Origin of the sequence: Streptomyces litmocidini (assembly GCF_014649755.1) — a bacterium.
GTDB lineage: Bacteria > Actinomycetota > Actinomycetes > Streptomycetales > Streptomycetaceae > Streptomyces > Streptomyces litmocidini.
Genome location: NZ_BMTQ01000004.1, coordinates 533,875 through 557,874, shown reverse-complemented (window position 1 = coordinate 557,874; position 24,000 = coordinate 533,875). Strand labels below are relative to the sequence as shown.

Genomic DNA, 24,000 nt, shown 5'->3' with positions numbered 1-24,000 from the left:
TCCTGGAGCGACAGCATGCGCAAAAAGTCAGTCGGGGCGGCGGTGGTGGCGCTCGGCGTCGCCGGCGTCACCCTCCTGGGCACCGGCACCGCCGGCAGCCACGGCTACACCGACGCGCCGATCAGCCGTCAGAAGCTCTGCGCCAACGGCACCGTGACGGACTGCGGCCCCATCCAGTGGGAGCCGCAGTCGGTCGAGGGGCCGAAGGGCTTCCCCGCCGCCGGTCCCGCCGACGGGAAGATCTGCTCCGCCGGGCTGTCGCAGTTCGCGCAGCTCGACGATCCGCGCGGCGGTGCCTGGCCCGCCACCCGGCTCACGGCGGGGCAGAGCTACAGCTTCCGCTGGCAGTTCACGGCCCGCCACCGCACCACCGACTTCAAGTACTACATCACCAGGAACGGCTGGGACCCGACGCAGAAGCTGACGCGGGCCGCGCTCGACCCCCAGCCGTTCCTGACCGTCCCCTACGGCAACCAGCAGCCGCCGGCGACGCTCTCGCACTCCGGGACGATCCCGGCGGGCAAGACGGGCCGGCATCTGATCCTGGCGGTGTGGACGATCGCGGACACCGCGAACGCCTTCTACGCCTGCTCGGACGTCACGTTCTGACGGCCCGGTCCTGACGGCCCGGTCCTGACGGCCCGGTCCTGACGGCCCGGTCCTGACGGCCCGGTCCTGACGGCCCGGTCCTGACGGCCCGGTCCTGACGGCCCGGTCCTGACGGCCCGGTTCCGGCCGTCCGGTTCCGGCGGTTCAATTCTGACTGAGCGTCAGTTATGGTCCGGGCCATGAGGAGCGCGGACACCGTCGCGGAGCTCGTACGGCGCCAATGGGGCGACCACCGGACCGGTCTGAGGGACGAGCACCACACCCTCACCCACCACCAGGTCGCCGCCGGCGCCGCCGCGCGGGCCGCGCTGCTCGTGGACCTGATGCCACCCGTGCCGGGGGGTGAGCCACACCTCGGCATCCTGCTCGACAACACGCCGGAGTACCCGCTCTGGCTCGGCGCGGCGGCCCTCGCGGGGGCCGCCGTCGCCGGGATCAACCCCACCCGGCGGGGCCCCGAACTCGCCCGGGACATCCTCCACACCGAGTGCCGGGTCCTCGTCACCCAGCGCGCCCACCTGCCGCTCCTCGACGGGCTCGCGCTGCCGGGCCTGCGGATCCTGGTCACGGACACCGAGGCCTACCGGGAACTCCTCGCCCCCTACGGGAACGCCCGGCCGGGAGACGCCGCCCTCGGCCCCGTACGCCCCGACACCCGTTTCCTGCTCTCCTTCACCTCCGGTTCGACGGGCGCGCCGAAGGCCGCCCTGTGCAGCCAGGGGCGTCTGGCCGCCGCCGGCGCCTCTCTCGTCTCCCACTTCTCCGTCGGCCGGGACGACGTCCACTACGTCTGCATGCCGATGTTCCACGGCAACGCCGTGATCGCCGACTGGGCGCCCGCGCTGGCCGCCGGGGCCGGAGTGGCGCTGCGGGCCCGGTTCTCGGCCTCCCGCTTCCTCCCCGACGTCCGCCGCTTCGGCGCCACGTACTTCACCTACGTGGGCCGGGCCGTGCAGTACCTCCTCGCCACCCCGCCCGGCCCCGACGACCGCGCGCACCCGCTGCGGCTCGGCTTCGGCACGGAGGCGGGGGCGGTGGACGCGGCCCGCTTCCGGGAGCGCTTCGGGGTCCCGCTCGTGGAGGGGTACGGCTCCTCGGAGGGCGGCGCGGCGATCCGGCGGACCCCGGACACGCCGGCGGGCGCGATCGGCCGGGCGGCACCCGGCGACGACCTGGCGGTCCTCGCTGCCGACACCGGCGAGGAGTGCGCCCCCGCCCGCTTCTCGCCCACCGGCCGGCTCCTCAACGCCGCCGAGGCGGTCGGCGAGCTCGTCAACCGGGGCCGCTCGCCCTTCGAGGGCTACTGGCGCAACCCCGAGGCGGAGGCGGCCCGGCTGCGCGGCGGCTGGTACTGGACCGGCGACCTCTTCTACCGGGACGCGGACGGCTTCCTCTACTTCGCGGGCCGTACGGACGACCGCCTGCGGGTCGACGGCGAGAACCTGGCCGCGGCGGTGATCGAGAACATCCTCGCCCGCTGGGACCGGGCGGCGGGGGTCGCCGTCTACGCGATACCCGACCCGGTGACCGGCGACCAGGTCATGGCGGCGCTGGCCCTGCGGGAGGGCGCGGACTTCCGGCCCGAGGCCTTCGCCGACTTCCTGGCCGCCCAGCCGGACCTGGGCACGAAGATGGCGCCGCGCTTCGTCCGCGTCCTGCCCGAACTGCCGCTGACCGCCACCAACAAGGTCCATCGGGTCGCCCTGCGCCGGGCCTCGTTCCGCTGCCCGGGCCCCGTCTGGTGGCGCCCCGCCCCCGACGCCCCCTACGAGCCCCTGGGCCACGCGGCGCTCGACGCCCTCCGTGCCCACTACGCCCGGCACGGCCGCCCCGAGGCGTACGGCTAGACGGCGCACGGCTGGACGGCGTACGGCTGGACGGCGCACGGCTGGACGGCGCACGGCTGGACGGCGTACGGCTGGACGGCGTACGGCTGGACGCCTCCCCCGCGGGCCACCGGCCTCCTCCAGGGGGTCGCGGACCACTCCGGGCAGGCGCAGCAGGGCCTGGAGTGCGAGCTCGTGATGGACCTGCCGCTGTCGCCCGGGCACGGCGTCCCGGCCGTGACCCGCCTGACGTACCGGCCGGAGGACCCCTTCGCCGTACGGATCGTCTTCACGCCGACGCGGCGGCCCCGGCCGTCTGGACCTTCGCCCGGGAACCGCTCCCCGAAGGGCTCTTCCGGCCGGTCGGCGAAGGAGACGTCCGGGGCCGGCCGACGGCGACGGACGTCGCGCGCGAGCTGAACGTCCTGCTGCGCTCACCGGACGGCGACGCCTTCCTGCGTTCCCGGGCCGCCGAGGTCTCCGTCTTCGTCGGACGCGCCCTCGACGCGGTCCCGCCCGGCAGCGAGACCGACGACGCCGGCATGACCAGGGGCCTGGCGGCCCTCCTCGGCCCGGAACCCGCACCTGAGGCCCGGAGGCCGCCCCGGGGGTAGGGCCGTCCCCACCCTCCGTACGCCCTCCAGAACCATGGCCCCGCCCCGCCCCCGGCCCTACCGTGGGCGCCATGGAACCCCGTACGCCCTGGCAGGCACTCGCCGGACCCCGGTACCCGCGCAGCTCCTGGCCGTGGAGGTCCGCCGGGTACCTGGCCGGCGGAGGCGTCGTCGGGGCCCTCGCCTGTGCCGTGCTCCTGCTCCTCGGGGTGTTCTCGCTGTTCCTCGTCGGGCTGCCGCTGCTCCTCCTCTCCGGGCTCGCCCTCGGCCGGGCCGAGCGCCTGCGGCTCCGCCTCGTCGACCTGGATCCCGTCCCCGACCCGCACCGCGTCCCCGCCGCCCCCGGCCTGGCCGCCTGGCTCCGGACCCGGGTGAGGGAACAGGCCACCTGGCGGGAGCTCGCGTACGCCCTGCTGCTCGCCACCGTCCTGTGGCCGCTCGACCTCCTCGCCCTCGCCGTCGGCGTCGGCCTGCCCCTCGCCCTCCTCGGCGCGCCCCTCCAGCTCGCCGCGGACGGCCACGAGGCCAAGGTCGTCAAGGCGTATCTGGTCACCACCTTTCCCGAGGCACTCGTCGCCGCCCTCCTCGGCGCCGTCCTCCTCGTCGCCCTCGCCCATCCCCTCGCCGCCGTCGCCGGGGCCCGCGCCGCCCTCGCCCGCGCCCTGCTCACCCCGCGCGGGACCGAGCGGCCGGGCGCGATCGGCGAGGTCATCGCCTCCCGCGCCCGGCTCGTCGACGCCTTCGAGGCCGAGCGGCGCCGCATCGAGCGCGACCTGCACGACGGGGCCCAGCAGCGTCTGGTCGCCCTCACCATGACCCTGGGCCTGGCCCGGCTCGACGCCCCGCCCGGCGGCCCGCTCGCCGAGCAGCTGGAGAAGGCCCACACGCAGGCCGGGCAGGTCCTGACGGAGCTCCGCGAGCTGATCCACGGCATCCATCCGCAGGTCCTCGCCGACTACGGACTCGGCCCGGCGCTCGCCGACGCCGCCGACCGCTCCGCCGTCCCCGTCGACGTCGGCCCCGAGGTCTCCGCGCTGCCCCGGCTGCCCGTCGCCGTCGAGAGCGCCGCGTACTTCGCCGGCTGCGAGGCCCTCGCCAACATCGGCAAGCACAGCGGCGCCCGCCGGGCGCGGATCACCGCCCGGCACACCGGCGGAGCCCTGCGGCTCGACGTCGAGGACGACGGGCACGGCGGCGCCGACCCGGCCCGGGGCTCCGGCCTCACCGGGCTCGCCGACCGGATCGCCGCCCTCGATGGCACACTGACGATCATGAGCCCGCCGGGCGGGCCGACCCTCCTGAGAGTGGAGATCCCGTGTCCCGCACTGCCGACAGGCTCCGCGTCGTCCTCGCCGAGGACAGCGTCCTCCTCCGGGAGGGGCTGATCGGGCTCCTGGCCCGGTTCGGCCACGAGGTCGTCGCCGCCGTCGGCGACGCCGACGCCCTGCGCGAGGCGGTCGCCGCCCACGAGCCCGACATCGTCGTGACCGACGTCCGGATGCCGCCCGGCTTCCAGGACGAGGGCCTGCGCGCGGCGGTCGCGCTCCGCGCCGAGCGGCCGGCCCTGCCGGTCCTGGTCCTCAGCCAGTACGTGCAGCGCAGCTACGCCGCCGACCTCCTCGACGCGGGCGACGGCACGGGCGTCGGCTACCTCCTGAAGGACCGGGTGGGGCAGGTGGAGGAGTTCGCGGACGCCCTGGCCCGGGTCGCGGCCGGCGGCACGGTCGTCGACCCGGAGGTGGTGCGGCAGCTGCTGCGACGGCACCGGGATCCGCTGGAGGCGCTGACCCCGCGCGAGCGCGAGGTCCTGGGCCTCGTCGCGGAGGGCCGCTCCAACGGGGCGATCGCCCGCCGTCTGGTCGTGACCGAGGCCGCCGTCGGCAAGCACATCGGGAACATCCTGGCGAAGCTGGACCTGCCGCCGGCCGAGGACAGCCACCGCCGGGTCCTCGCCGTCCTCACGTACCTCAGGGCATGAGCCCTCGCGTGTCTCCGGGGGCGGTCTCCCCGGCACGACGAGAAGGCCCCCTCACCGGAGTGAGGGGGCCTTCTCTGTCTGTGCGCCGCCAGGGACTCGAACCCCGGACCCGCTGATTAAGAGTCAGCTGCTCTAACCAACTGAGCTAGCGGCGCCTGCTGACAGAGAAAATACTACCTGGTCCCGAGGGGTGCTTCCGACCACCCCGCGGGACCGGCTCGAGCAGGTCGGCCGCGGCCTCAGATCGCCAGCGAGAGCACCACCGGGGCGGCCCTGCGGTTCAGCGTGTCCGCCGCGGCGCGCAGCCGGTGGGCGTGCTCGATCGGCAGGGAGAGCGCCAGGCAGCCCACGGCCGAGCCCGCCGTCAGCGGGACGGCCGCGCAGACCGTGCCCACCGCGTACTCCTGGAGGTCGAGCACGGGGACGGTCGCCGGCTGGCTGTCGAGCTTCGAGAAGAGGATCCGCTCGCTGGTGATCGTCCGGGAGGTCAGCCGGGCGATCTTGTGCCGGGAGAGGTGGTCCCGGCGGCCGTTCTGGTCGAGCTGGGTGAGCAGGCACTTGCCGACCGCGCTGGCGTGCGCGGCCGAGCGGAAGTCCACCCACTCGTTGACCTTGGGCGTGCGCGGGCCGTCGGCGAACTGGGTGATCTTCACCTCGCCGTCGATGTACCGGCTGATGTAGACCGCCGCGCCGACGGAGTCCCGGAGCTCGGTCAGGGTCTCCTGGAGCTTGGCCTCCAGGGCTTCGCGGCGGGTCAGGCCGGAGCCGAGGAGGACGAGGGAGTCCCCGATCACGTACGCGCCGTCGGCGACCTGCTCGACGTACCCCTCGCGGCGGAGCATGAGGAGCAGTGAGGACAGGTGGGCGACGGGCAGGCCGGTCTCGCGCGCGATCTGGACGTCCGTCACTCCGCCACCGTGCCGCGAGACCGTCTCGAGGACGCGCAGGGCGTATTGCACCGAGTGGAACGGCGCGGTGGGCTCGGGCTTCAGCGCCACGGTTTCCCCCTACCAGGTTGTGACCGCAAGCTTTCGTACCACGATAACCGCCAAGGGCCCTTCACGGGGCGGCTGTTGGCGAGAATGATGCGACGGATCGGGCCCCTGGGCTGGGCCGCGACACCCTGGCATATGCCCATGTCATGAGTGGTGCACGGAGCCTCAGGTCAGGGGCGTGCGCGGCGGCGGTGACGTCGGTGTTCGGCCACCGGCGCGCGGCAGAAATTTTCCGCCCGCGACGGGGCGGAATAAGCGGAGACACCCTCCTGTTGTGGTCCGGATGTATCCGCACATGTGCCGAGGAGGGTCCCGACGGTGACCGACGCTATTCGAGGAGAGGCGCGGGGCAGCGCGCCCGTACCGCTGTCCGTACTGGACCTGGTGACCGTCGGCAGCGGGCGGACCGCGACCCAGGCGCTCGCCACGAGCGTCGAGCTGAGCCGGCTCGCCGAGCGGCGCGGCTTCCACCGGCACTGGGTGGCCGAGCACCACTCCATGCCCGGGGTCGCCTCCTCCTCCCCGGCCGTGATCCTCGCCCACCTCGCGGCCCACACCCGGCGCATCCGGCTGGGCTCGGGCGGCGTCATGCTGCCCAACCACGCCCCGCTCGTCGTCGCCGAGCAGTTCGGCACCCTGGAGGCCCTCGCCCCGGGCCGGGTCGACCTCGGCCTCGGCCGCGCGCCCGGCACCGACGGGGCCACGGCCGCCGCCCTGCGCCGGTCCGACACCCTCGACGAGGGAGCCGACGACTTCCCCGAGCAGCTGGCCGAGCTGACCCGGTTCCTGGACGACGACTTCCCGGACGGCCATCCGTACGCCCGGATCCACGCCGTGCCGGGGCCGGTGCAGGGCCCGAAGGGGCGGCCGCCGATCTGGCTGCTCGGCTCCTCCGGCTTCAGCGCCCGCCTCGCCGGGCTGCTCGGACTGCCCTTCGCCTTCGCCCATCACTTCTCGGCCAGGAACACGATCCCGGCGCTCGACCTCTACCGGGACTCCTTCCGGCCCTCGGAGGTCCTCGACGCCCCGTACGCGATGATCGGCGTCTCGGCGTTCGCCGCCGAGGAGGCGGCGGAGGCCCACCGCCAGGTCCTCGCCGGCGCGCTCGCGATGCTGCGGCTGCGCACCGGCCGGCCGGGCCTGGTGCCGACGCCGGAGGAGGCGGAGGCGTACGGATTCGGTCCCGCCGAGCGGGAGTTCGTCGACGGCTGGCTCGCGAACGTCGTGTACGGCACGCCGGACGAGGTGCGCGTCGGCCTGGACGACCTGCGGAAGCGGACGGGTGCGGACGAGCTGATGATCACGGCCAACGGGCACGGCGGCGCGGAGCGGGTGCGGAGCTACGAGCTGATCGCCGACGCGTACGGGCTGCCGGAGCTGTCGGAGTAACGCGAAAACCGGGCCGCCTGGTTCATCCTCGAACGATCCGCCGTCCTTCCCTAAGTGAACCTTAAACCGCTCGTCACCGATGGTGGCGGGCGGTTTCCTTTTGTGCTTCACCTCTCTGACAAGGGCTTTCTTCATCAAATTGGTCTAGTCCTCAATCTGGTTCAGACCATTGACGCGCTGTTCACGCGGCGGATATCACTGCTCCAACTTCCGTACCGCCACCCCCTCCCGGAGGCAGCACGTGCACCCCCGCAAGCCCTTGATCGCCGCGCTCCTCAGCTCGGCCCTCGCCGCCGGCGCCCTCGCCGCCACGGCCGGAATCGGCTCCGCCCAGGCCGCCGAGACCGGCACCACCGCCTCCACGGGAGGCGTGAAAATCGCGTACTACGACCAGTGGAGCGTCTACGGGAACGCCTTCTACCCGAAGCACCTCGACGAGCGGGGCATCGCGGCGAACCTGGACGTCATCAACTACTCGTTCGGGAACATCCACCCGACCGACCTCACCTGCTTCGAGGCCAACAAGGCCGCGGGCGACGACAACAACCCCGGCGCGGGCGACGGCGCGGGCGACTCGTACGCCGACTACCAGAAGTCCTTCTCGGCGGCGGACAGCGTCGACGGCGTCGCCGACAAGTGGGACCAGCCGATCGTGGGCGTCTTCAACCAGTTCAAGGAGCTGAAGGCGAAGTACCCCAAGCTGAAGATCAACATCTCGATCGGCGGCTGGTCCTACTCCAAGTACTTCTCGGACGCGGCCAGGACCGACGCCAGCCGCAAGAAGCTCGTCGCCTCCTGCATCAAGCAGTACATCCAGGGCGACCTGCCCGTCGAGGGCGGCTACGGCGGCCCCGGCACCGCGGCGGGCATCTTCGACGGCATCGACATCGACTGGGAGTACCCCGGTTCGCCCGACGGCCACCTCGGCAACCACTACGCCCCCGAGGACAAGCAGAACTTCACGCTCCTCCTCGCCGAGTTCCGCAAGCAGCTCGACGAGTACGGCGCGGCCCACGGCGGCAAGAAGTACCTCCTGACCGCCGCGCTCCCGGCCGGCCAGGACAAGATCAAGAACATCGAGACGGACAAGATCGGCGCGTACCTCGACTACGCGAACATCATGACGTACGACATGCACGGCGCCTGGGACGGCGACGGGCCCACGTACCACCAGTCCCCGCTGCACTCCGGCACGAACGACCCGACCGACGTCATCAAGCCGGGCACCGAGAAGTACTCGATCGAGAACGCGATCGACTCCTGGATCGACGGCAAGCCCGCCTACGGCATCACCGGCGGCTTCCCGGCGAACAAGCTGACCCTCGGCTACGAGTTCTACTACCGCGGCTGGAAGGGCGTCCCGGCCGGGACCACCAACGGCCTCGCGCAGCCCGCGACCGGCGGCTCCGGCGCCCGGCCGCTGAGCCAGGCGGCCGGCATCGCGTACTACAAGGAGCTCGGCGGCATCGTCGACAACCCGTCGACCACCTTCTGGGACGACCAGGCCAAGTCCGCCTACTTCTACAAGGACGGCGAGTTCTTCACCGGCCTGGACAAGCGCACCGTCCAGGCGCGCGCCGACTACGCCCACAACCGCGGCCTGGCCGGCGCGATGATGTACTCGCTCCTCGGCCTCGACGCCAACGCGACCCTCTTCAAGGACATCGTGACGGCGGTCGGCTCGTCCCCGACGACCCCGACCACCCCGCCCACGACCCCGCCGACGACTCCCACGACCCCGCCGACCACCACGCCCCCCACCACCCCGCCGCCCACCACGGGCTGCACCGCCCCGGCGTACGTGGCCGGCCAGGTCTACACCGGCGGCTCGCTCGTCTCCCACAAGGGCCACACCTGGAAGGCCCAGTGGTGGACCCAGAACGAGGAGCCGGGCACGACCGGCGAGTGGGGCGTCTGGAAGGACCAGGGCGCCTGCTGATCCCGCCCCCGAACGCACCGCTGAACCGATGAGCCACTGCCCCCGCCCGGAATGTCCCTCCGGCCGGGGGCAGTTCCATGCCTCCGGCGCTATACGGGAAGCGGCTCCGTGCCGATCAGCGCGGCGATGCGGTCCGGGGCCACCGCCCGCGAGTACAGCCAGCCCTGCCCGGTGTCGCAGCCGATCCGGCGCAGCCGGCTGGCCTGCCCGGCCGTCTCGACGCACTCCGCGGTCACGGTGAGGCCGAGCCGGTGCGCCAGGTGCACGAGCGCCTCGACGATCAGTTCGTCCGCCGGATTGGCGTGCTCCTCGTCCTGGAAGCCCCGGACGAAGGAGCCGTCCAGCTTGAGCACGGAGACCGGCAGCCGGCTCAGATAGGCGAGGTTCGAATAGCCGGTGCCGAAGTCGTCGATCGCGATCCGCACGCCCATGTCGCTCAGCGCCTGGAGGGCCTGGAGCGGCCGGCCGTTCGAGCCCATCACCGCGGACTCGGTCAGCTCCAGCTGGAGCAGGTGCGGTGCGAGACCGGTCTCCGCGAGGATGCCGGCCACGTCCGCGACCAGGTCGGAGTCCCAGACCTGGCGGACCGCCACGTTGACGCTGACGAAGATCGGGCGCTCGCGCGGATGGTCCTTCTGCCACTGCCGGGCCTGGCGGCAGGCGGTGCGGAGCACCCACCGGCCCAGTTCCACGATGGAGCCGTCCTCCTCGGCGATCCCGATGAACCGATTCGGCGGGAGCGGGCCGAACTGCGGGTGGTTCCAGCGCACCAGCGCCTCCACTCCGCGGACCGCCCCGTCGGTCAGGTCCACCAGCGGCTGGTACTCCAGGGTGAACTCCCCGCGCTCCACGGCCGGTCGCAGGGTGGAGGAGAGCGACTGCCTGGTCATGCGGTGGGCGTTGCGCTCCGGGTCGAAGAGCGTCCAGCGGGCCTTGCCGTCCGCCTTCGCCCAGTACAGCGTGGTGTCCGCGTCCTGCATCAGGGCGGTCGCCGTCGTCCCGGGCGCCGCCCGCTCGACCACGCCGATCGAGGCGGAGACCGAGAGCCGCTGACCGCCCAGGTCGAAGGGGTGCTGCAACGCGTCGAGCACCGAGCGCGCCAGGTCCGCCAGTTGTTCCGTGCCGGTGGAGTCCTCGACCAGGATCGCGAACTCGTCGCCGCCGAGCCGCGCCACGAGGTGGCCGCCGTTGCGGGTGTAGCCGTCGCTGTCCGCGCACTCCGTCAGCCGGGTGGCGACGGCGGCCAGGAGCCGGTCGCCGACCCGGTGGCCGAGGGTGTCGTTGACCGCCTTGAAGCCGTCGAGGTCCAGGTAGCAGAGGCCGATCCGCCCTGTTCTGCCATAGCCGTACGACTCGTACGACTCGTGTGACTCGTGCGACCGGGGGAACTCCCGGGAGCCGTGCCGCGCGCAGGCCTCGGCGACCGCGGCGTCCTGGGCCGCGACCTCCAGGGCCGCCGAGAGGCGCTCGAAGAACAGCGCGCGGTTGGGCAGCCGGGTCACCGGGTCGTGCATCTGGAGGTGGCGCAGCCGGGCGTGGAGCTCGCGCCGCTCGCTGATGTCCGCGATCGACAGCAGGACGCGCCGGCTGTCGGGGACGGGGGCGACGGTGACCTCGGCCCACAGCGAGCGCCCGTCGGCGTGCTTGAGGCGGCGGGTGCAGCGGAAGCGGGAGCGGCGGCCGCCGAGCACCTCGCGGTAGGCGTGCCAGGTGCGGCCGTCGGAGGCGAGGTCCACGAGGTCGGCCGCGGCCTGCTCCCGGAGCGCCGCGGGCTCGGCGCCCAGGAGGGTGCCCAAGGAGTCGTTGGCGGCGATGACGACGCCGTCCTCGTCGACCACGGCCATGGCGAGCTGGGCGACCCGGAAGGCGGCCCGGTAGTCGCGGAGTTCGGCCGCCCGGCGTGCGGGGTGACGCTCCGTGAGTGCGGGTTCGGCCGCGTGTGTCTCCGCCGGCTCTGGGTGCACCGGTCCTTCGGGGGTTCCGCTCACCGCTCGCTCCCGTGTGCAGTCGGGCCGGTCACATGTGGTCGGGACGGTCGGCCAAGGAAGAGTGAGCCGATCATAGAGCCAGCCGGGGGAGCGTTCCAGCTCCGAGGCGTCCGTGAGGGGCCTCCGGCGCTGTGAGGCTGCCCACCGGACCGACCCGCCCGATCGTTTCTGCGCGGGTGTGACACGCGCCGTTCGGGACATGACCGAATGTGACTTTCCGTGAGCTGAAGCGCGCTCGTGTCGCGTCGACCTCGAGGAGTGCCCTCACCCGACCGGGGCAGTGGAAACATGCGAAAAACCTCAAACCGCCACAAGGTGGGTGGGGTGTCCCGCATTCCCGATCCGGAGGTCCACGTGAGGGCTCAGCAGCCACCCGGGGGAGTGGAACGCTCACGGCTGCGTGCCGGCGCGGCGGCCTTCACCGCGCTCGCCGCACTGGCCGCCACGGGGCTCGTCGCGGGCCCCGCCGCCGGCGCGTCCTCGGCGAACCCCTGCGCCCTGCCCCGCACCGCCGCCCACCACTCGCTCGGCCTCGACACCTGGAACGGCTCCTACCCCCGGCCGAACAGGGACCTCGACGCGGTCATGATCTTCCTGTCCTTCCCGGACTCCGCACCGCTCACCGAACCGGGCGAACTCGCCGCCGACCACTTCCCCGCCACCAGCGAGTACTTCGCCCGCGCCTCCTACGGACGCTTCGACCTGCGCCCGCACCCCCGGCCCTCCTGGACCCCGATGCCGCACGCGTCGGAGGAGTACGCCATACGGCGCGACTGGGACGCCGGGAAGCGGGCCGCCTACCTCCGCGACGCGATCGCCGCCGCCGACGAGGACGTCGACTTCTCGCGGTACGACATCGTCTACCTGGTCGCCGACCCGGACGCGCCCGGCGTGGACTCCGACGCGACCAAGGTCGTCAACCTGGAACACCCGCTGGAGGCCGACGGCACCGAGATCAAACGCGTCGTCACCGTCTTCGAGCGGCACCCGCCCGACCGCAACGTCCTCGCCCACGAGACCGGCCACGTCTTCGACCTGCCCGACCTCTACCACCGGCCGGTGGACGGCAAGGGCGACTGGGACACCCACGTGGGCGACTGGGACGTCATGGGCAGCCAGTTCGGACTCTCCCCGGACCTCCTCGGCTGGAACAAGTGGAAGCTCGGCTGGCTCTCCCGCGCCCAGATCACCTGCGTCCAGGGCTCCGGCTCCCGGCTGGTCACTCTGGAGCCGGTCGACGCCCCGCCCCCGGCCGGCGGCATCCTCGGCACCCGGCTCGCCGTCGTCCGCACCGGCCCCGACAGCGTCCTGGCGATCGAGGCCCGGAGCGGCGCGGGGAACGACGCCGACACCTGCACCGAGGGCGTGCTCGTCTACCGGGTCCACAGCGGTACGGCCTCCGGCGACGGCCCGGTCGAGGTCGTGGACGCCCACCCCGCCACCCAGGCGTGCGCGGACCGCTCCGTCTACCCGCCGCTCGCGGACGCCCCCCTGGAGGAGGGCGAGACCCTGACCGTGCCCGGAACCGGGATCCGCGTCGAGGTCACCGACCGCACCGGGGCGGGCGACTGGACGGTGAAGATCACCCCTCCCCGAGGGGCGTGACCGGAAAGACGAAGAAGCCCCTCGCTTCCGCGAGGGGCTTCCCCTGTCTGTGCGCCGCCAGGGACTCGAACCCCGGACCCGCTGATTAAGAGTCAGCTGCTCTAACCAACTGAGCTAGCGGCGCCTGCTGACGTCGTAGACATTAGCATCCGGATCGGCGGGAGGAAAAATCGATACCCGCACGTCGGCGGCGGAGGCCGCCCGGACGGCCCGCACGCAGGCCCAGAGCACGACCTCGGGGCCGGGCAGCCACGGATGCCGGCTGTCCGGGGCCACCAGCCAGCGGGGCCCGGCGGAGCCGGACGGCACGAGCGCCGGCACGGTCACCGCGTCCCCGCGCCCGTGACAGAGCGGCCGGGGGACCTCCCGGCTCCACTCCTCCCAGTCGAGCAGCGCCGGCAGCCGCTGGGCCGTCCCCGGCGCGGCGAACAGCATCATCCGGCCCCGGTGCACGGCGACGGGCCCCGAACCCGGGCCCTCCTCCCACAGCCGGTCCAGCATCCGGCGCCCGAAGACCGGGTCCACGTTGACGACGTCGAAGAGGGTCCCGCAGGGCAGCGCCGCCGGGGAGGCGGGGCGGGACTCCCAGCGGGTGAGCGCGGCACCGGCCCGGCCCCCGGCGGCCGAGGCGAGCCAGGCGGCCCCGTCGGCGGTCACCCGGGCCGCCTGGTGCCGCCCCTCGTCGCCCTGCCGGAGGAACCGGAAGATGTCGTGCGGGGTCTCGTCGCGCAGCCAGGTCGTCATGGATCCAGGTCTACCGGGTGTGATCACCCGATTGCCGAGGGTTCCCGGAATCCCGGACAGGAGGGGTGGGGGAGGAGTATCGTGCCCCCTCGGCATATGCCAGGGGTGGTTTTCGGTCAGACGCACGCCTCCGAGCCACGCGGGCCCTCCGAGCCACGCGGACCCACCGGCCCCCACGGGCCCACCGGCCCCCACGGGCCCACCGGCCCCTACGGACCCACCGGCCCCCACCGGCCCACTGGCCCCGCGTACGCCCGCCCGTGTCACACGCCCGCCCGGCCCTCCCCCGCCCGGCCGTACGCCCGCCCCGTACGCGTCCGTCCGCCCGGTCCTTCGCCGACCGTCCGTACGCCGCTCAGTCCTCCGACGGCTGTCCGTTCGTCCGGATCAGGTCGCGGCCGAACTCGATCATCTTCCGGGCGTAGTCCTCGGTCCACGCCGCCCGCTCGGCGACGTCCGCCACCGTCAGCCGGTCGAACCGGCGCGGATCCGCCAGCTGCGCGGCCGCGATCGCCTGGAACTCGGTCGCCCGGTCCGTCGCCGCCCGGAACGCGAGCGTCAGCTCCGTCGCCCGGGACAGCAGCTCGCGGGGGTCCTCCATCGACTCCAGGTCGAAGAAGTGCTCCGGATCGGCGGTCGCCTCGGCAGGCTCGAAGATCAGCGGTGCCGGCCGAAGCCGCCGCTGTGCGCTCCGCTCCGCGGGTTCCGCCATCGTCCTTCTCCTCCTCGCACAGGCACGGCCCGGACTCCCGGGCCGTCTTCCATTGTCCCGCTTCCCGCAAGAGCGCGAAGCCCTCCCCGTACGCCCCCGCAGACCCCCGGGCCCCGGTTTCGATCCGCGCGGGACGGGCCGGGGCGTCCGGCCACCCGGTGCCCCTCCAGGCGGAGAGGGCGGCCCGGGTGCCCGTCCGAGGGCCGCCGCGGCCCTAGGGGGCCCAGGTCACCCGGTGTTCCTCCAGGTGGGAGAGGACCGCGTGGTTCGCCTCCCAGCCGTCGGGGAACGAGACCGCGACCCCCAGCCGCACCGGATCCGTCGACGGGTGCTCGTCGAGGAGTTCCGCCACGCCCGCCCGGCACACCACGACGCACGCGTGCCGGTGCCGGGAGGCCAGCACGCACAGCCGGCCCGTCTCCAGGTGGAAGGCGGTCGCGTCCGGGCGACCCGACAGCGGGTGCAGGACGACCGTCACGTCGTACTCACGGCCCTGGAGCCGGTTCGCGGTGTCCACCGTCACGCCCGTCACGCCGACGTCCGCGAGCGCCGCCCGGACCGCCGCCGCCTGGTCGCGGTGGGCGGTGCCGACGGCGATCCGGTCCGGGGTGAGCGGGACCGGGGTCTCCGAACGCTCCGAGACCGCCGCGCCGCCCCGGTCCAGGAGCCGGCGCACCACCAGGGCGATCGCGCCGACCGCCTCGGGGTCGGTGCGGGGGGTGTGCCGGGCCGGGAGTTCGAGCAGGCCCCAGCCGGACTCGGCGGCCTCGTCGAGGACCCGGTCGGGACCGGAACCGTCCGAGGGCACCCCGAAGGAGAGCCTCCGGTCCCCGTGTCCGGTGCCGCTGCGGAACGGCGTGTACGGGTAGAAGGCGTCCGACACCAGCGGCGCCGCCGTGGCAGGCAGCCGCCAGGAGACCGGCAGCCGGTGCTGCGGCAGCTCCGGGTTGTGCGCGAGCAGCGTGGAGACGGCGCTCGCCGACGGGTCGTACGTGAGCCCCGCCCACTGCTCCGCGCCCACCACTGAGAACGGGTCGAGCTGCCCGGGGTCGCCCACGAACAGCGCCCGCTCGAAGAGGCCCGCCACGGTGAGCAGCGCGTCCGAGCGCATCTGGTACGCCTCGTCGACGATCGCGTGCGCCCACGGCTCGACGTTCTTCACGTGCCCCCACTTGGCGGCCGTGGACAGGACGACCGGCAGCCCGGTCAGCTCGCCCGCCTTCGCCGACTTCCGTACGTTGGCCAGGTCGTCGAGCGCCTTGTCGTACGGGTCGGAGTCGTTCGAGTGCAGCCGGCCGACCTCCAGGTCGGGCTCCTTCTCCGCGAGCCGCAGCACCAGGTCGTCCACCTGCGCGTTCGTCTGGGCGACCACCATCAGGGGGCGCCCGGCGGCGGCCAGTTCGAGGGCGGCCCGGACCACGAGCGTCGACTTGCCGGCACCCGGCGGGGAGTCGACGACGACGCCCCGCGCGGTGCCGCGCAGGGTGTCCGCCAGGATGGCGGAGGTCGCGCGTGCGGCCTCGGCGGACGGGTCGAACACGGTCACGGCGGGTCCTCGGGGATCAGGGGGACGGACAGGGGCACGAGCGCGGTCTCCGGAGTCAGGGGCACGGCACGCCCCCCGAAGCCGGGGTCACGGCACGTCCTCGCGGGGCACGGTGCCGGACGGGGTCACAGGAGGTCCTCCGGCGTCACGGCGTCGGGCGGTTCCACGGCGTCCGCCCGGGGCGGGCCGCCGTGCGTCCAGGGCGTCTCCTCCGGGTCCGGCAGCTTCGGGCCGACCCGCTGGTCGTGCTCGAACAGCGTCCAGACGATCCGCTCGCCCTTCTCCGGCACCGAGCCCTCCGCGGGCTCCCTGGACCGGCCCATCCGGTCCAGGATCCGCAGCAGCGGCGAGCCGTCCTCCTCGTACCGCACGAACTCCGCCGCCTGCGGCTTGCCGTCCAGCGAGCGGTACACCTTCACCTTCTCGGCCAGGTGCGGCCGGTCGTCCGTGCGGACCGTGACGAGCGGCCGCGGCGCGGGCCGCTTCGACTCCGTCCACGCCATCGTCACCTCGACCACCTCGGCCGAGAACGCCTCGCCCGCGAGCCGCCGCCCCGCCATCACCAGCGGATCGTCCAGGGCCTCCTGCGCCTCCAGCTGGCCCTGCGCCTGTTCGCGGGCGGCCAGCTTCGAGGCCGCCGTCACGGCGTCGTCCCGGCGCGGCTGCGGCGGCTCGCCGGCCGCGATCCGGTCCCGGTGGCCGGTGAAGGACCAGCGGTCACGGGTCCAGCGGTCCTCGACCCGGGCGCCCTCCGGCAGCTCCCGCAGCAGCTCGATCGCCCGCCAGACGGAGTGCCAGGTCGGCTTCAGCTGGGAGGCGATCAGCCGGCGCAGTTCCCGCTCGGCCCCGTGCAGCTCGGCGAGGCCCGTGTCGGCGCTCTCGCCGTCCTCGGCCGCGCCGAGCGACTGCCGGGCCCGGTCGTACCGCTCGATCGCCGGCGCGAGGAGCTTGTTGTCGAAGGCCGGATCGGTCGCGGGACCGGCCGGCGGGCAGAGCAACTGCCCCTGGGCGTCCCGGCCGACCTCGGCCCGCAGGGCCGCCTCGGCGCCCGGCTCCCCGTCGCACGGGGCGATCCAGGCGAGCAGCGCGCCCAGGTGCTGGTCCTCCAGGGACGACTGGCCGGTCGCCCAGTGCCGGTTGAGCAGGTCCGTCGCCGAGAGGAGCAGCGAGGAGCCGGGCACCCGGGCCCGCTCGCCGAAGTGCGTCAGCCACCGGCCGAGCAGCGGCACCCGCGGCGGCGCCGGGAACGGCGTCTCCGGGTCCTGCTCGGCCGTCCGCCGGAACCGCGTCGACCGTCCGAGCAGCCGCACGTACTCGATGCCCGCCCGGCTCGGCACGATCAGCTGCGGCGCGTCGGCGCACAGCTCGACCTCGACCTTCACCTTCTTGCCGGTCTCGGGGTCGACCTCGTTCCGCTCCGCCGCCTCGACGACGTCCGTGAACGAGTCGACGTACGGCAGGATCTCCTCGGCGAGGTCCGCGAGGAACGCGAACCGCAGGTCGCGGTCCCGGGGTTGCGGCACCACCAGGAGCCGCGGCTCCTCGGGATCGGTGCCGACCAGCGCGCCCAGCGGGGCGCCCGCCTCACCGGCCGTCGTCAGCGGCACGAGGACCAACGGCCGTGCGGACAGCCGCCGGTGCCGGACCGTGGCGAGCGGCTGCGCCCGCCCCGACTCGACGGCCTCCATCCGGGCGAGCGTGGAGATCAGCGACATGCGGCCACCCCCGCCAGGGCCTCCTCGCGCAGCGCCCGCGCCCGGCGCAGCGCCGCCACCGCCGGGTCCTCCGGGTCGCCCTCCTCGCCGCGCGCCGCCGCCAGGACCGCGCCGACCGTCGTCAGACCGCCCAACTCCCCCCGTACGGAACGGCCCAGGGCCTCCACCGCGTCCGCCTCCCGGGCGCGCGCCCGGCAGTGGAAGGCCAGCTCGCAGGCGGCCAGGCACTCCGGGGCGTACTGATGGGGGACGCACTCCACGGCCGCCGCCAGCTCCTCCGCCGTCCGTTCCACCACGTCGAAGCTGATGCCCTCCGGCAGGGCCCGCGCGATCTCGTCGATCCGGGTCAGCCGGGCCAGCTGGCGCCGGGTCACCGACCGCTGCTTGCGCACGTCGACCATCGACGCCGTCGGCACGTTCGAGAAGTCCTTCGGGCAGACGAGGAGCACCGACTGCGCGACCCGCGCGCCCTCCGTGCGGGCCGCCACCCGCTCCAGGGCCAGCACGTACACGGCGGCCTGGCGGGCCGCCGCGCCCACCTTCGCCGCGTCGGCCGAACCGTCGATCATCGGGAACGACTTGATCTCCACCACCGTCCAGCCGCCGTCGGGGTGCACCACCACCGCGTCCGGTTCCAGGTGGACGGGGGAACCGGCGACCTCCAGGGCGAGCAGCGGATGGTCGAGCAGCGTCCACGCCCCGGCACCCGTCGCCTCCCGCAGCGCCAGCGCCGTGCGCGCCACCCGCCCCTCGGGTCCGGCCGCCGCCAGGTCGGGCACGGACACCTCGCCCGGCTCCTCCACGCCGATCAGGCGCAGCAGTTCGCGCCCGCCGTCCGCCTTGACCTTCGCCTCGAAGGAGTTGCCCCGCACGATCGCGAACTGCGACTGCCCGAACGGCGCGGGCGAGCCGAGCTTCGCGGCCAGCGCCGACTTGTCGACGCCGGCGCCGTCGAGGACGGCCCGCCGCTTGCAGCCCGGGTTGGCGGCGAGCGCCGCGAGGGCTCGGGCGTCCAGCGGACGCGGCACGACGGCCGGTCCGCGCAGCTCAGCCAGTAGTTGCCGAGGAGGTGTCGTCCGCGGTGTTCGGGACAGACCGCTGTCCGGGGATGCGCTCACCCGCCGAAGTCTCCCATCCACCACCGACAACCGGGGGCGCTTCCGGTGTCGTGCGGATCCGGTCGGCGAGCCGCAGCGCGTGCGGGGCGAGCAGCAGGCCCGCGCCCATCACGGCCGCCCCGGCGACCGCGTCGAGCAGGTAGTGGTTGGCGGTGCCCATCACGACGAGTGCCGTGACCAGCGGATACGCCACCCCGAGGGCCTTCGTGAGCGGTGCCCGTCCGTGCCGCCACAGCATCGTCCCGCACCACAGCGCCCAGCCGACGTGGAGGCTGGGCATCGCCGCGTACTGGTTCGTCAGACCGCCGAGCCCGCGCGGCGCGCTGGCCTCGTCGCCCCACCAGCCGTACGCGCTGAAGTGCGCCATCGTGTCCGTGAAGCCGTGGGCCGCGTCGAGGAGCCGGGGCGGGCAGGTCGGCAGCAGCGTGAAGCCGGCGAGGCCGAGCAGGGTGGAGAGCATCAGCCAGGTGCGGGCGGCCCGGTAGTGCGCGGGGCGGCGGCGGAAGAGCCACACCAGGACCGCCGGGGTCACCAGGTAGTGCAGCGAGGCGTACGCGAAGTCCGCCGGGACCCCGAGCGCGGGGACGTCCGTGAACCACCGGTTCAACGGGTGCTCGGCGTCGATCCCGAGGCCCTCCTCGAACCGCAGGACCGCGAGCCCGTGCGCCACGGCCGAGGCCTCGTCGCCCCTCGCCAGGAGCCGCCCGCCCGAGTAGGCCGCGTACACGACCGCGATCAGGGTCAGCTCCGCCCACCGGCGTGGCTTGCGCATGAACGAGTCCCCCCGGTCGGTGATGCGGTCCGGGGGAGGGGACGCGGGGCGTCCCCCGGAGGTTGCCCGGACGCCGCCGCGCGTTCAGGTCGGCGATGATGGGAGAGGCACGTCCGCACCGTGAACTCCTGGAGCGTCCTTCCCATGGCACCCCGCATCCTGCTCGCCCGGCACGGCCAGACCGAGTGGTCCCTTCTCGGCCGGCACACCGGCAGGACCGACATACCGCTGCTCGACGAGGGACGACGAGGGGCGAAGCTGCTCGGCGAGCGCCTGCACCGGGGCCCCTGGCAGGGGCTCCCCGACGTGGAGGTGCGTACCAGCCCGCTCGTCCGGGCGAGCGAGACCTGCGAGCTCGCCGGCTTCGGGGACAGGGCCCGGCCCTGGGACGCGCTGATGGAGTGGGACTACGGGGCGTACGAGGGGCTGACCCCGCCCGAGATCAAGGAGATCCAGCCGGACTGGTTCATCTGGCGCGACGGCGTCCCCGGGGGTGAGACGCTCGCCCAGCTGTCGGACCGCGCCGACGAGATCGTGGAGTGGGCCCGCTCCGCCGACCGGGACGTCCTGGTGTTCGCCCACGGGCACATCCTGCGCTCGATCGGCGCGCGCTGGCTCGGCGAGGACGTCTCCTTCGCCGCCCGCATCCGCCTGGACCCGACGAGCCTCTCGGTCCTCGGCTGGGCGTACGGCGCCCCGGCGGTCGAGCGCTGGAACGACACGGGGCACCTGGAGCAGTAGCCCGGGGAGCGGGAGCTCCCGGCTCCTGCTCGGTACGGGCCGCTTCGTACGGGCCGTTCGGTGCGGGCCGCTTCGTACGGGCCGTTCGGTGCGGGCCGCTTCGTACGGGCCGTTCGGTACGGGCCGCTCAGTGCGTGCCGGCCAGGACCCGGCCGGTCTCCGTGAGCAGGTCGCGGATCCGGGCCGAGGCGATGCCGTCGAGGGAGTCCACGACGCGCCGCGCCTCCGCCGCCGCCTCGTCCCGACGGCCGGCGTGCGCCAGGTCCTTGGCGAGGTGGGCCCGGTAGAGCGCGAGGTTCCGGGCGAAGTGCGGGTTCTGCAGGACCACCGCCCGGTGGGCGTGGCGCGCCGCCCGGCCCCACTCGCCGAGCGCCGACCAGCAGCCGGCCTCCAGCGCCTCCCGCTCCGGCTCGCCGAAGAAGGACATCCACTCGGGGTCGCCCTCGGCCGGGCCACGCTCGAAGTACTGGTGCGCGCGGCCGAGGGCCTGCTCGCAGGCGGAGCGGTCGCCGAGCCCCGCCCACCCGCCCGCCTCCCGCAGCGACAGCAGCGAGAGGAGCCGGGCCGAGTCCAGCGGCTGCGCGGCCCGCAGGCCCGCCTGGGCCGCCCGGACCGCCTCGCGGTGGCGGCCGGTGTCCCGGGCCAGGAACGAGGTGTTGCAGAAGGCGTGCGCCTCCAGGGCCGCGTTCCCCGCCACGCGCGCGGTGGCCAGGGCCTCCGCGTAGTGCGAGCGCGCGTCCTCGTGCCTCCCCGAGTCGTGGGCCAGCCAGCCGACGGAGAGGGAGAGCTCGCCCGCGCCCGCGTGCAGCCGGTCCTCGGTGGAGCGACGGGTCATGGTGCCGGCGTCGAGGAGCGCGTACGCGGTACGGAGCGGCTGGGCGGCCACCTTGTAGAGCCCGTCGGCGCCGTGCCGGTCGTCGAGCAGCCGGATCCGCCGCACGGCGTCCTCGACGGCCCGCACCTCGGTCTCGCCGATCCGGTGGGTGCCGCGGGGGGAGGGGATCGCGACGGCGGGGCCGCCGAGTCCCAGCGAGGCGGCCGCCAGGGTGGCGGAGCCGCTCGTCATGAATGCGCGACGCAGCACGTCGCTCTCCTCATCGTTCCGGGTGGTGATGGCGGCGGGAGGCGCTGTCCCGGCCGGGACGCCCTGCCGCCGGCCGCGCACCGTCTCCCGCGCGGAGAATCCCAGGTCGGAGAGGCCCAGACCGGGGAACATGTGCAGGAAGACCCGCTCGTACGCGTAGTTGGGGCAGCGGATCTCGCCCGCTTCCACGCGCCCGATGTAGCGGGCGTCGCACGCGACCCGTTCGTCGATCTCCCGCGCCGCCCGGCGGACCGCCGCGGCGAACTCCGCCGGCGAGTGCTGTCCGCGGAGCCGACGGAAGGCGAGATTGGGAACTGCCCGTGACATCGCCATGGCCGAGCCCTCTCCTGGTGCTGCCGGGTTTCCGGCGGCAAGAACGTACCTGCTGTCACCACACGCTTACGCTGAGTTTGGCTACAAATCGGATATCTCGCCTGCGATCTGCCATGAACTGCCATCCTTTGCGGCGGCATCCCGCCGTAGCCGTTGACGCGCACGGGCGTTGAACCGTAATGGGGAGACGGAACGTGTCTCCTTCGGAGCGAGGAGGGGTCCCCATGTCGGAGATCGGTTCGCAGGCGGCCACGCGGCACGTGTCCGTCCCGGAGGCCGCGCACCACGTACCCGCCCCGGGCGCCGCGCGCCGCGCGCCCGCCCCGGAGGCCGACGGGCCCCGGGCCGCCGCCGAGGCCTGGGACCTGGTGACCGTGCCGGTCCGCCAGGGCCTGGAGGCCGTGGACATCCTGCGCCGCGCCGCCGCCCCCGCCGTCGGGCCGGTCGTCCACGACGGCACCTGCGACACCCTCGGCTTCCTGGTGCCGCCCGGCACCGCCGCCGCCTGGGACCTGCCGGGCAGCGCCTGTACGCGCACCTCGGGACGGGGCCTGCGCCTCCCCGAGCTGCCGGAACTCCCCGAACCGGCGGGCGACGCGCCCCGCCCCGCCGGCTGGCTGCTGCCCCCCGGCGACACCGACCCCGTCACCGACCCCGCCGTCCTGCGCGAGGCGCTCGGCGAGGCGGCCCGGCTCATCGAGGCGGCCGACGGCTGCCACTGAGCCCCCCTGCCCGTCGTGCCCCGATAATGGGCCCGTGGCCAGGAACAAACAGCGGGACCGGGCGGCGGCGTCCGCCCCCGTCGTCGAGACCGTCGACGGCGGCCTCGCCGAACTCATACCCGACCGGGAACGCCCGCGCGCCTGGACGCTGCTCATCGACGGCGCCCCGCAGTCGCACGTCGACCTCGACGACCCGGCCCGCCTCACCTTCGAGTACCAGCGGCGCCTCGGCCACATCGCCGACCTCGCCGCCCCGCCGAACCGGCCGCTCCAGGCCGTCCACCTCGGCGGCGGCGCCTTCACCCTCGCCCGCTACGTCGCCGCGACCCGGCCCCGCTCCACCCAGCAGATCGTGGAGCTCGACGCCCCCCTGGTCCAGCTCGTCCGCCGGGAACTCCCCCTCGACGCCGGGGCCCGCATCCGGGTCCGCTCCACGGACGCCCGCGCCGGCCTCGCCAAGGTCCAGGACGGCTGGGCCGACCTCGTCATCGCCGACGTGTTCAGCGGGGCCCGCACCCCGGCCCACCTGACCAGCACCGAGTTCCTCGCCGAGGTACGGCGGGTGCTGCGGCCCGGCGGCTTCTACGCGGCGAACCTCGCCGACGGCCCGCCCCTGACCCATCTGCGCGGCCAGATCGCCACCGCCGCCGCGGTCTTCCCCGAACTGGCGCTCACCGCCGACCCGACGGTCCTGCGCGGCCGCCGCTTCGGCAACGCGGTGCTGCTCGCCTCGGACCGCGAGCTGCCGGTGGCCGAACTGACCCGCCGGGTCGCCACCGACCCGCACCCGGGACGCGTGGAACACGGCCGGGCCCTCGCCGACTTCGCCGGCGGAGCGGCCCCCGTCACCGACGCGAACGCCAAGCCCTCGCCCGTACCCCCGCCGTCCGCCTTCCGCTGACCGGCTCCTACGCCTGCCGGTCGTCGATCTCCACGCGGGGCGCGCTGTCGTGCCACACGCAGAAGACCGACAGCTCCCGGCCGTCCTCGGTGAAGGTGACCCGGATCCAGGCCGGCTGCTTCCACACCTGCATCTGCCAGCCGGACGCGGGCGTCGCCGAGACCAGTTCCGCCGCGCTCTCCCCGAGGTCGAAGGTGACCCGGCCGCCGTCCACGGTGTAGGTCTTCACGCCCGCGCCGGATCCCGCGCCGGAGGCCGGTTCCGGGGGCGGTGCGGCGGACGTCCGCTGCGGGGGGTCCGGGCGGCGCGCGGGGGCCGGGGACGGAGCGGACGGGGGCGTGCGCGCCCCGCTCGGCGTGGGCGTCGGGCCGGCGGGCGCGGAGGGCGGGGCGCTCTCGGGCCGCCGGGTGGAGGAGGTCCCCGGGACGCCCCCGGAGGCGGCCGTCCCGATGGCGGGGCCGGCCGGGAGGGGCAGCGAGCGGGGCGGGTCGTACACCGTGCCGGACAGCACCGTGTGCACCCCCCACCAGGACAGGGCGACCGCCGCGCCGGTGGCGAGCGACCAGGCCAGGGCGTGAACGGGTCCTCTTCGCACCGGGACATAGTGCACCACCGGACAAAGCTCCGCACCGGAGGGTGGACACCGCTCGCGGCCCCACCCGAATGGCG

At 74.4% G+C, this 24,000-nt stretch carries 21 protein-coding genes and 2 tRNA genes; 11 read left to right on the top strand and 12 right to left on the bottom strand.

Features of this window, described 5'->3' with window-relative positions:
• The first annotated feature begins 15 nt into the window (after nt 1-15).
• From IE180_RS12090 to IE180_RS12070, 5 genes are all read left to right on the top strand, one after another.
• Complete coding sequence (locus IE180_RS12090; protein WP_190156801.1) at nt 16-609, top strand: lytic polysaccharide monooxygenase auxiliary activity family 9 protein; 594 nt, start codon at nt 16-18, stop codon at nt 607-609.
• A 179-nt stretch (nt 610-788) separates the two neighbouring features.
• On the top strand, nt 789-2,456 hold the full coding sequence (locus IE180_RS12085; protein ID WP_190156800.1) for an AMP-binding protein: 1,668 nt from the start codon (nt 789-791) through the stop codon (nt 2,454-2,456).
• A gap of 164 nt (nt 2,457-2,620) precedes the next feature.
• The gene (locus IE180_RS12080) at nt 2,621-3,049 is read left to right on the top strand and encodes an SsgA family sporulation/cell division regulator (RefSeq protein WP_229860437.1); all 429 of its coding nucleotides are present in this window, start codon (nt 2,621-2,623) and stop codon (nt 3,047-3,049) included.
• A 71-nt stretch (nt 3,050-3,120) separates the two neighbouring features.
• A complete protein-coding gene (locus IE180_RS12075; RefSeq protein WP_190156799.1) occupies nt 3,121-4,434 on the top strand; it encodes a sensor histidine kinase in 1,314 nt (437 codons plus the stop codon).
• Nucleotides 4,365-5,027, top strand: a complete 663-nt coding sequence (locus tag IE180_RS12070) for a response regulator (protein ID WP_190156798.1) — start codon at nt 4,365-4,367, stop codon at nt 5,025-5,027. Before IE180_RS12075 ends, IE180_RS12070 begins: the two co-directional genes overlap by 70 nt.
• 81 nt (nt 5,028-5,108) lie before the next feature.
• On the opposite strand, the gene IE180_RS12065 is transcribed toward IE180_RS12070, so the two are convergent.
• Nucleotides 5,109-5,182: transfer RNA gene (locus IE180_RS12065), tRNA-Lys, on the bottom strand.
• An 84-nt stretch (nt 5,183-5,266) separates the two neighbouring features.
• Entirely contained in the window at nt 5,267-6,025 is a 759-nt protein-coding gene (locus IE180_RS12060) for an IclR family transcriptional regulator (protein ID WP_017237127.1), read from the bottom strand.
• A gap of 315 nt (nt 6,026-6,340) precedes the next feature.
• Between IE180_RS12060 and IE180_RS12055 the strand changes: the two genes are divergently transcribed.
• Both IE180_RS12055 and IE180_RS12050 read left to right on the top strand, forming a co-directional pair.
• The gene (locus IE180_RS12055) at nt 6,341-7,411 is read left to right on the top strand and encodes an LLM class flavin-dependent oxidoreductase (protein WP_190156797.1); all 1,071 of its coding nucleotides are present in this window, start codon (nt 6,341-6,343) and stop codon (nt 7,409-7,411) included.
• Between the two features lie 241 nt (nt 7,412-7,652).
• On the top strand, nt 7,653-9,350 hold the full coding sequence (locus IE180_RS12050) for a glycosyl hydrolase family 18 protein (protein WP_190156796.1): 1,698 nt from the start codon (nt 7,653-7,655) through the stop codon (nt 9,348-9,350).
• A gap of 89 nt (nt 9,351-9,439) precedes the next feature.
• Here IE180_RS12050 and IE180_RS12045 read toward each other — a convergent pair whose 3' ends face one another.
• Nucleotides 9,440-11,338, bottom strand: a complete 1,899-nt coding sequence (locus IE180_RS12045) for a putative bifunctional diguanylate cyclase/phosphodiesterase (protein WP_190156795.1) — start codon at nt 11,336-11,338, stop codon at nt 9,440-9,442.
• A gap of 324 nt (nt 11,339-11,662) precedes the next feature.
• On the opposite strand from IE180_RS12045, the gene IE180_RS12040 reads away from it, so the two are divergent.
• A complete protein-coding gene (locus tag IE180_RS12040; RefSeq protein ID WP_373302735.1) occupies nt 11,663-12,943 on the top strand; it encodes a M6 family metalloprotease domain-containing protein in 1,281 nt (426 codons plus the stop codon).
• A 50-nt stretch (nt 12,944-12,993) separates the two neighbouring features.
• Here the strand turns inward: IE180_RS12040 and IE180_RS12035 are convergent.
• The 7 genes from IE180_RS12035 to IE180_RS12000 all read right to left on the bottom strand — a co-directional run bounded on the left by IE180_RS12035 (nt 12,994) and on the right by IE180_RS12000 (nt 19,550).
• Nucleotides 12,994-13,067, bottom strand: a tRNA-Lys gene (locus IE180_RS12035).
• Nucleotides 13,058-13,687, bottom strand: a complete 630-nt coding sequence (locus tag IE180_RS12030) for a hypothetical protein (RefSeq protein WP_190156794.1) — start codon at nt 13,685-13,687, stop codon at nt 13,058-13,060. Before IE180_RS12030 ends, IE180_RS12035 begins: the two co-directional genes overlap by 10 nt.
• Nucleotides 13,688-14,042: 355 nt before the next feature.
• Nucleotides 14,043-14,399, bottom strand: a complete 357-nt coding sequence (locus tag IE180_RS12020; protein ID WP_190156793.1) for a DUF8844 domain-containing protein — start codon at nt 14,397-14,399, stop codon at nt 14,043-14,045.
• Nucleotides 14,400-14,613: 214 nt separating this feature from the next.
• Nucleotides 14,614-15,945: an AAA domain-containing protein gene (locus tag IE180_RS12015; protein WP_190156792.1), complete on the bottom strand. Its 1,332-nt coding sequence runs from the start codon at nt 15,943-15,945 to the stop codon at nt 14,614-14,616.
• Between the two features lie 125 nt (nt 15,946-16,070).
• Nucleotides 16,071-17,660, bottom strand: a complete 1,590-nt coding sequence (locus tag IE180_RS12010) for a hypothetical protein (protein WP_190156791.1) — start codon at nt 17,658-17,660, stop codon at nt 16,071-16,073.
• Entirely contained in the window at nt 17,651-18,778 is a 1,128-nt protein-coding gene (locus IE180_RS12005; RefSeq protein WP_190156790.1) for a hypothetical protein, read from the bottom strand. The genes IE180_RS12010 and IE180_RS12005 overlap by 10 nt, the downstream gene beginning before the upstream one ends.
• Complete coding sequence (locus IE180_RS12000) at nt 18,708-19,550, bottom strand: phosphatase PAP2 family protein (RefSeq protein WP_190156789.1); 843 nt, start codon at nt 19,548-19,550, stop codon at nt 18,708-18,710. The genes IE180_RS12005 and IE180_RS12000 overlap by 71 nt, the downstream gene beginning before the upstream one ends.
• A gap of 144 nt (nt 19,551-19,694) precedes the next feature.
• On the opposite strand from IE180_RS12000, the gene IE180_RS11995 reads away from it, so the two are divergent.
• Nucleotides 19,695-20,291, top strand: coding sequence for a histidine phosphatase family protein (locus IE180_RS11995; protein ID WP_190156788.1), 597 nt, complete (start codon nt 19,695-19,697; stop codon nt 20,289-20,291).
• 127 nt (nt 20,292-20,418) lie between these two features.
• On the opposite strand, the gene IE180_RS11990 is transcribed toward IE180_RS11995, so the two are convergent.
• Nucleotides 20,419-21,708 carry an NsdA family TPR-like regulatory protein gene (locus tag IE180_RS11990; RefSeq protein ID WP_190156787.1) on the bottom strand — a complete coding sequence of 430 codons (1,290 nt, stop codon included), beginning with the start codon at nt 21,706-21,708 and terminating at the stop codon, nt 20,419-20,421.
• Nucleotides 21,709-21,932: 224 nt separating this feature from the next.
• Here IE180_RS11990 and IE180_RS11985 point away from each other — a divergent pair, with 224 nt between their 5' ends.
• A complete protein-coding gene (locus tag IE180_RS11985; RefSeq protein ID WP_190156786.1) occupies nt 21,933-22,430 on the top strand; it encodes a hypothetical protein in 498 nt (165 codons plus the stop codon).
• A 34-nt stretch (nt 22,431-22,464) separates the two neighbouring features.
• Nucleotides 22,465-23,331: a spermidine synthase gene (locus tag IE180_RS11980; RefSeq protein ID WP_190156785.1), complete on the top strand. Its 867-nt coding sequence runs from the start codon at nt 22,465-22,467 to the stop codon at nt 23,329-23,331.
• Between the two features lie 7 nt (nt 23,332-23,338).
• On the opposite strand, the gene IE180_RS11975 is transcribed toward IE180_RS11980, so the two are convergent.
• Nucleotides 23,339-23,926 carry a hypothetical protein gene (locus IE180_RS11975; protein WP_190156784.1) on the bottom strand — a complete coding sequence of 196 codons (588 nt, stop codon included), beginning with the start codon at nt 23,924-23,926 and terminating at the stop codon, nt 23,339-23,341.
• Between the last annotated feature and the right edge of the window lie 74 nt (nt 23,927-24,000).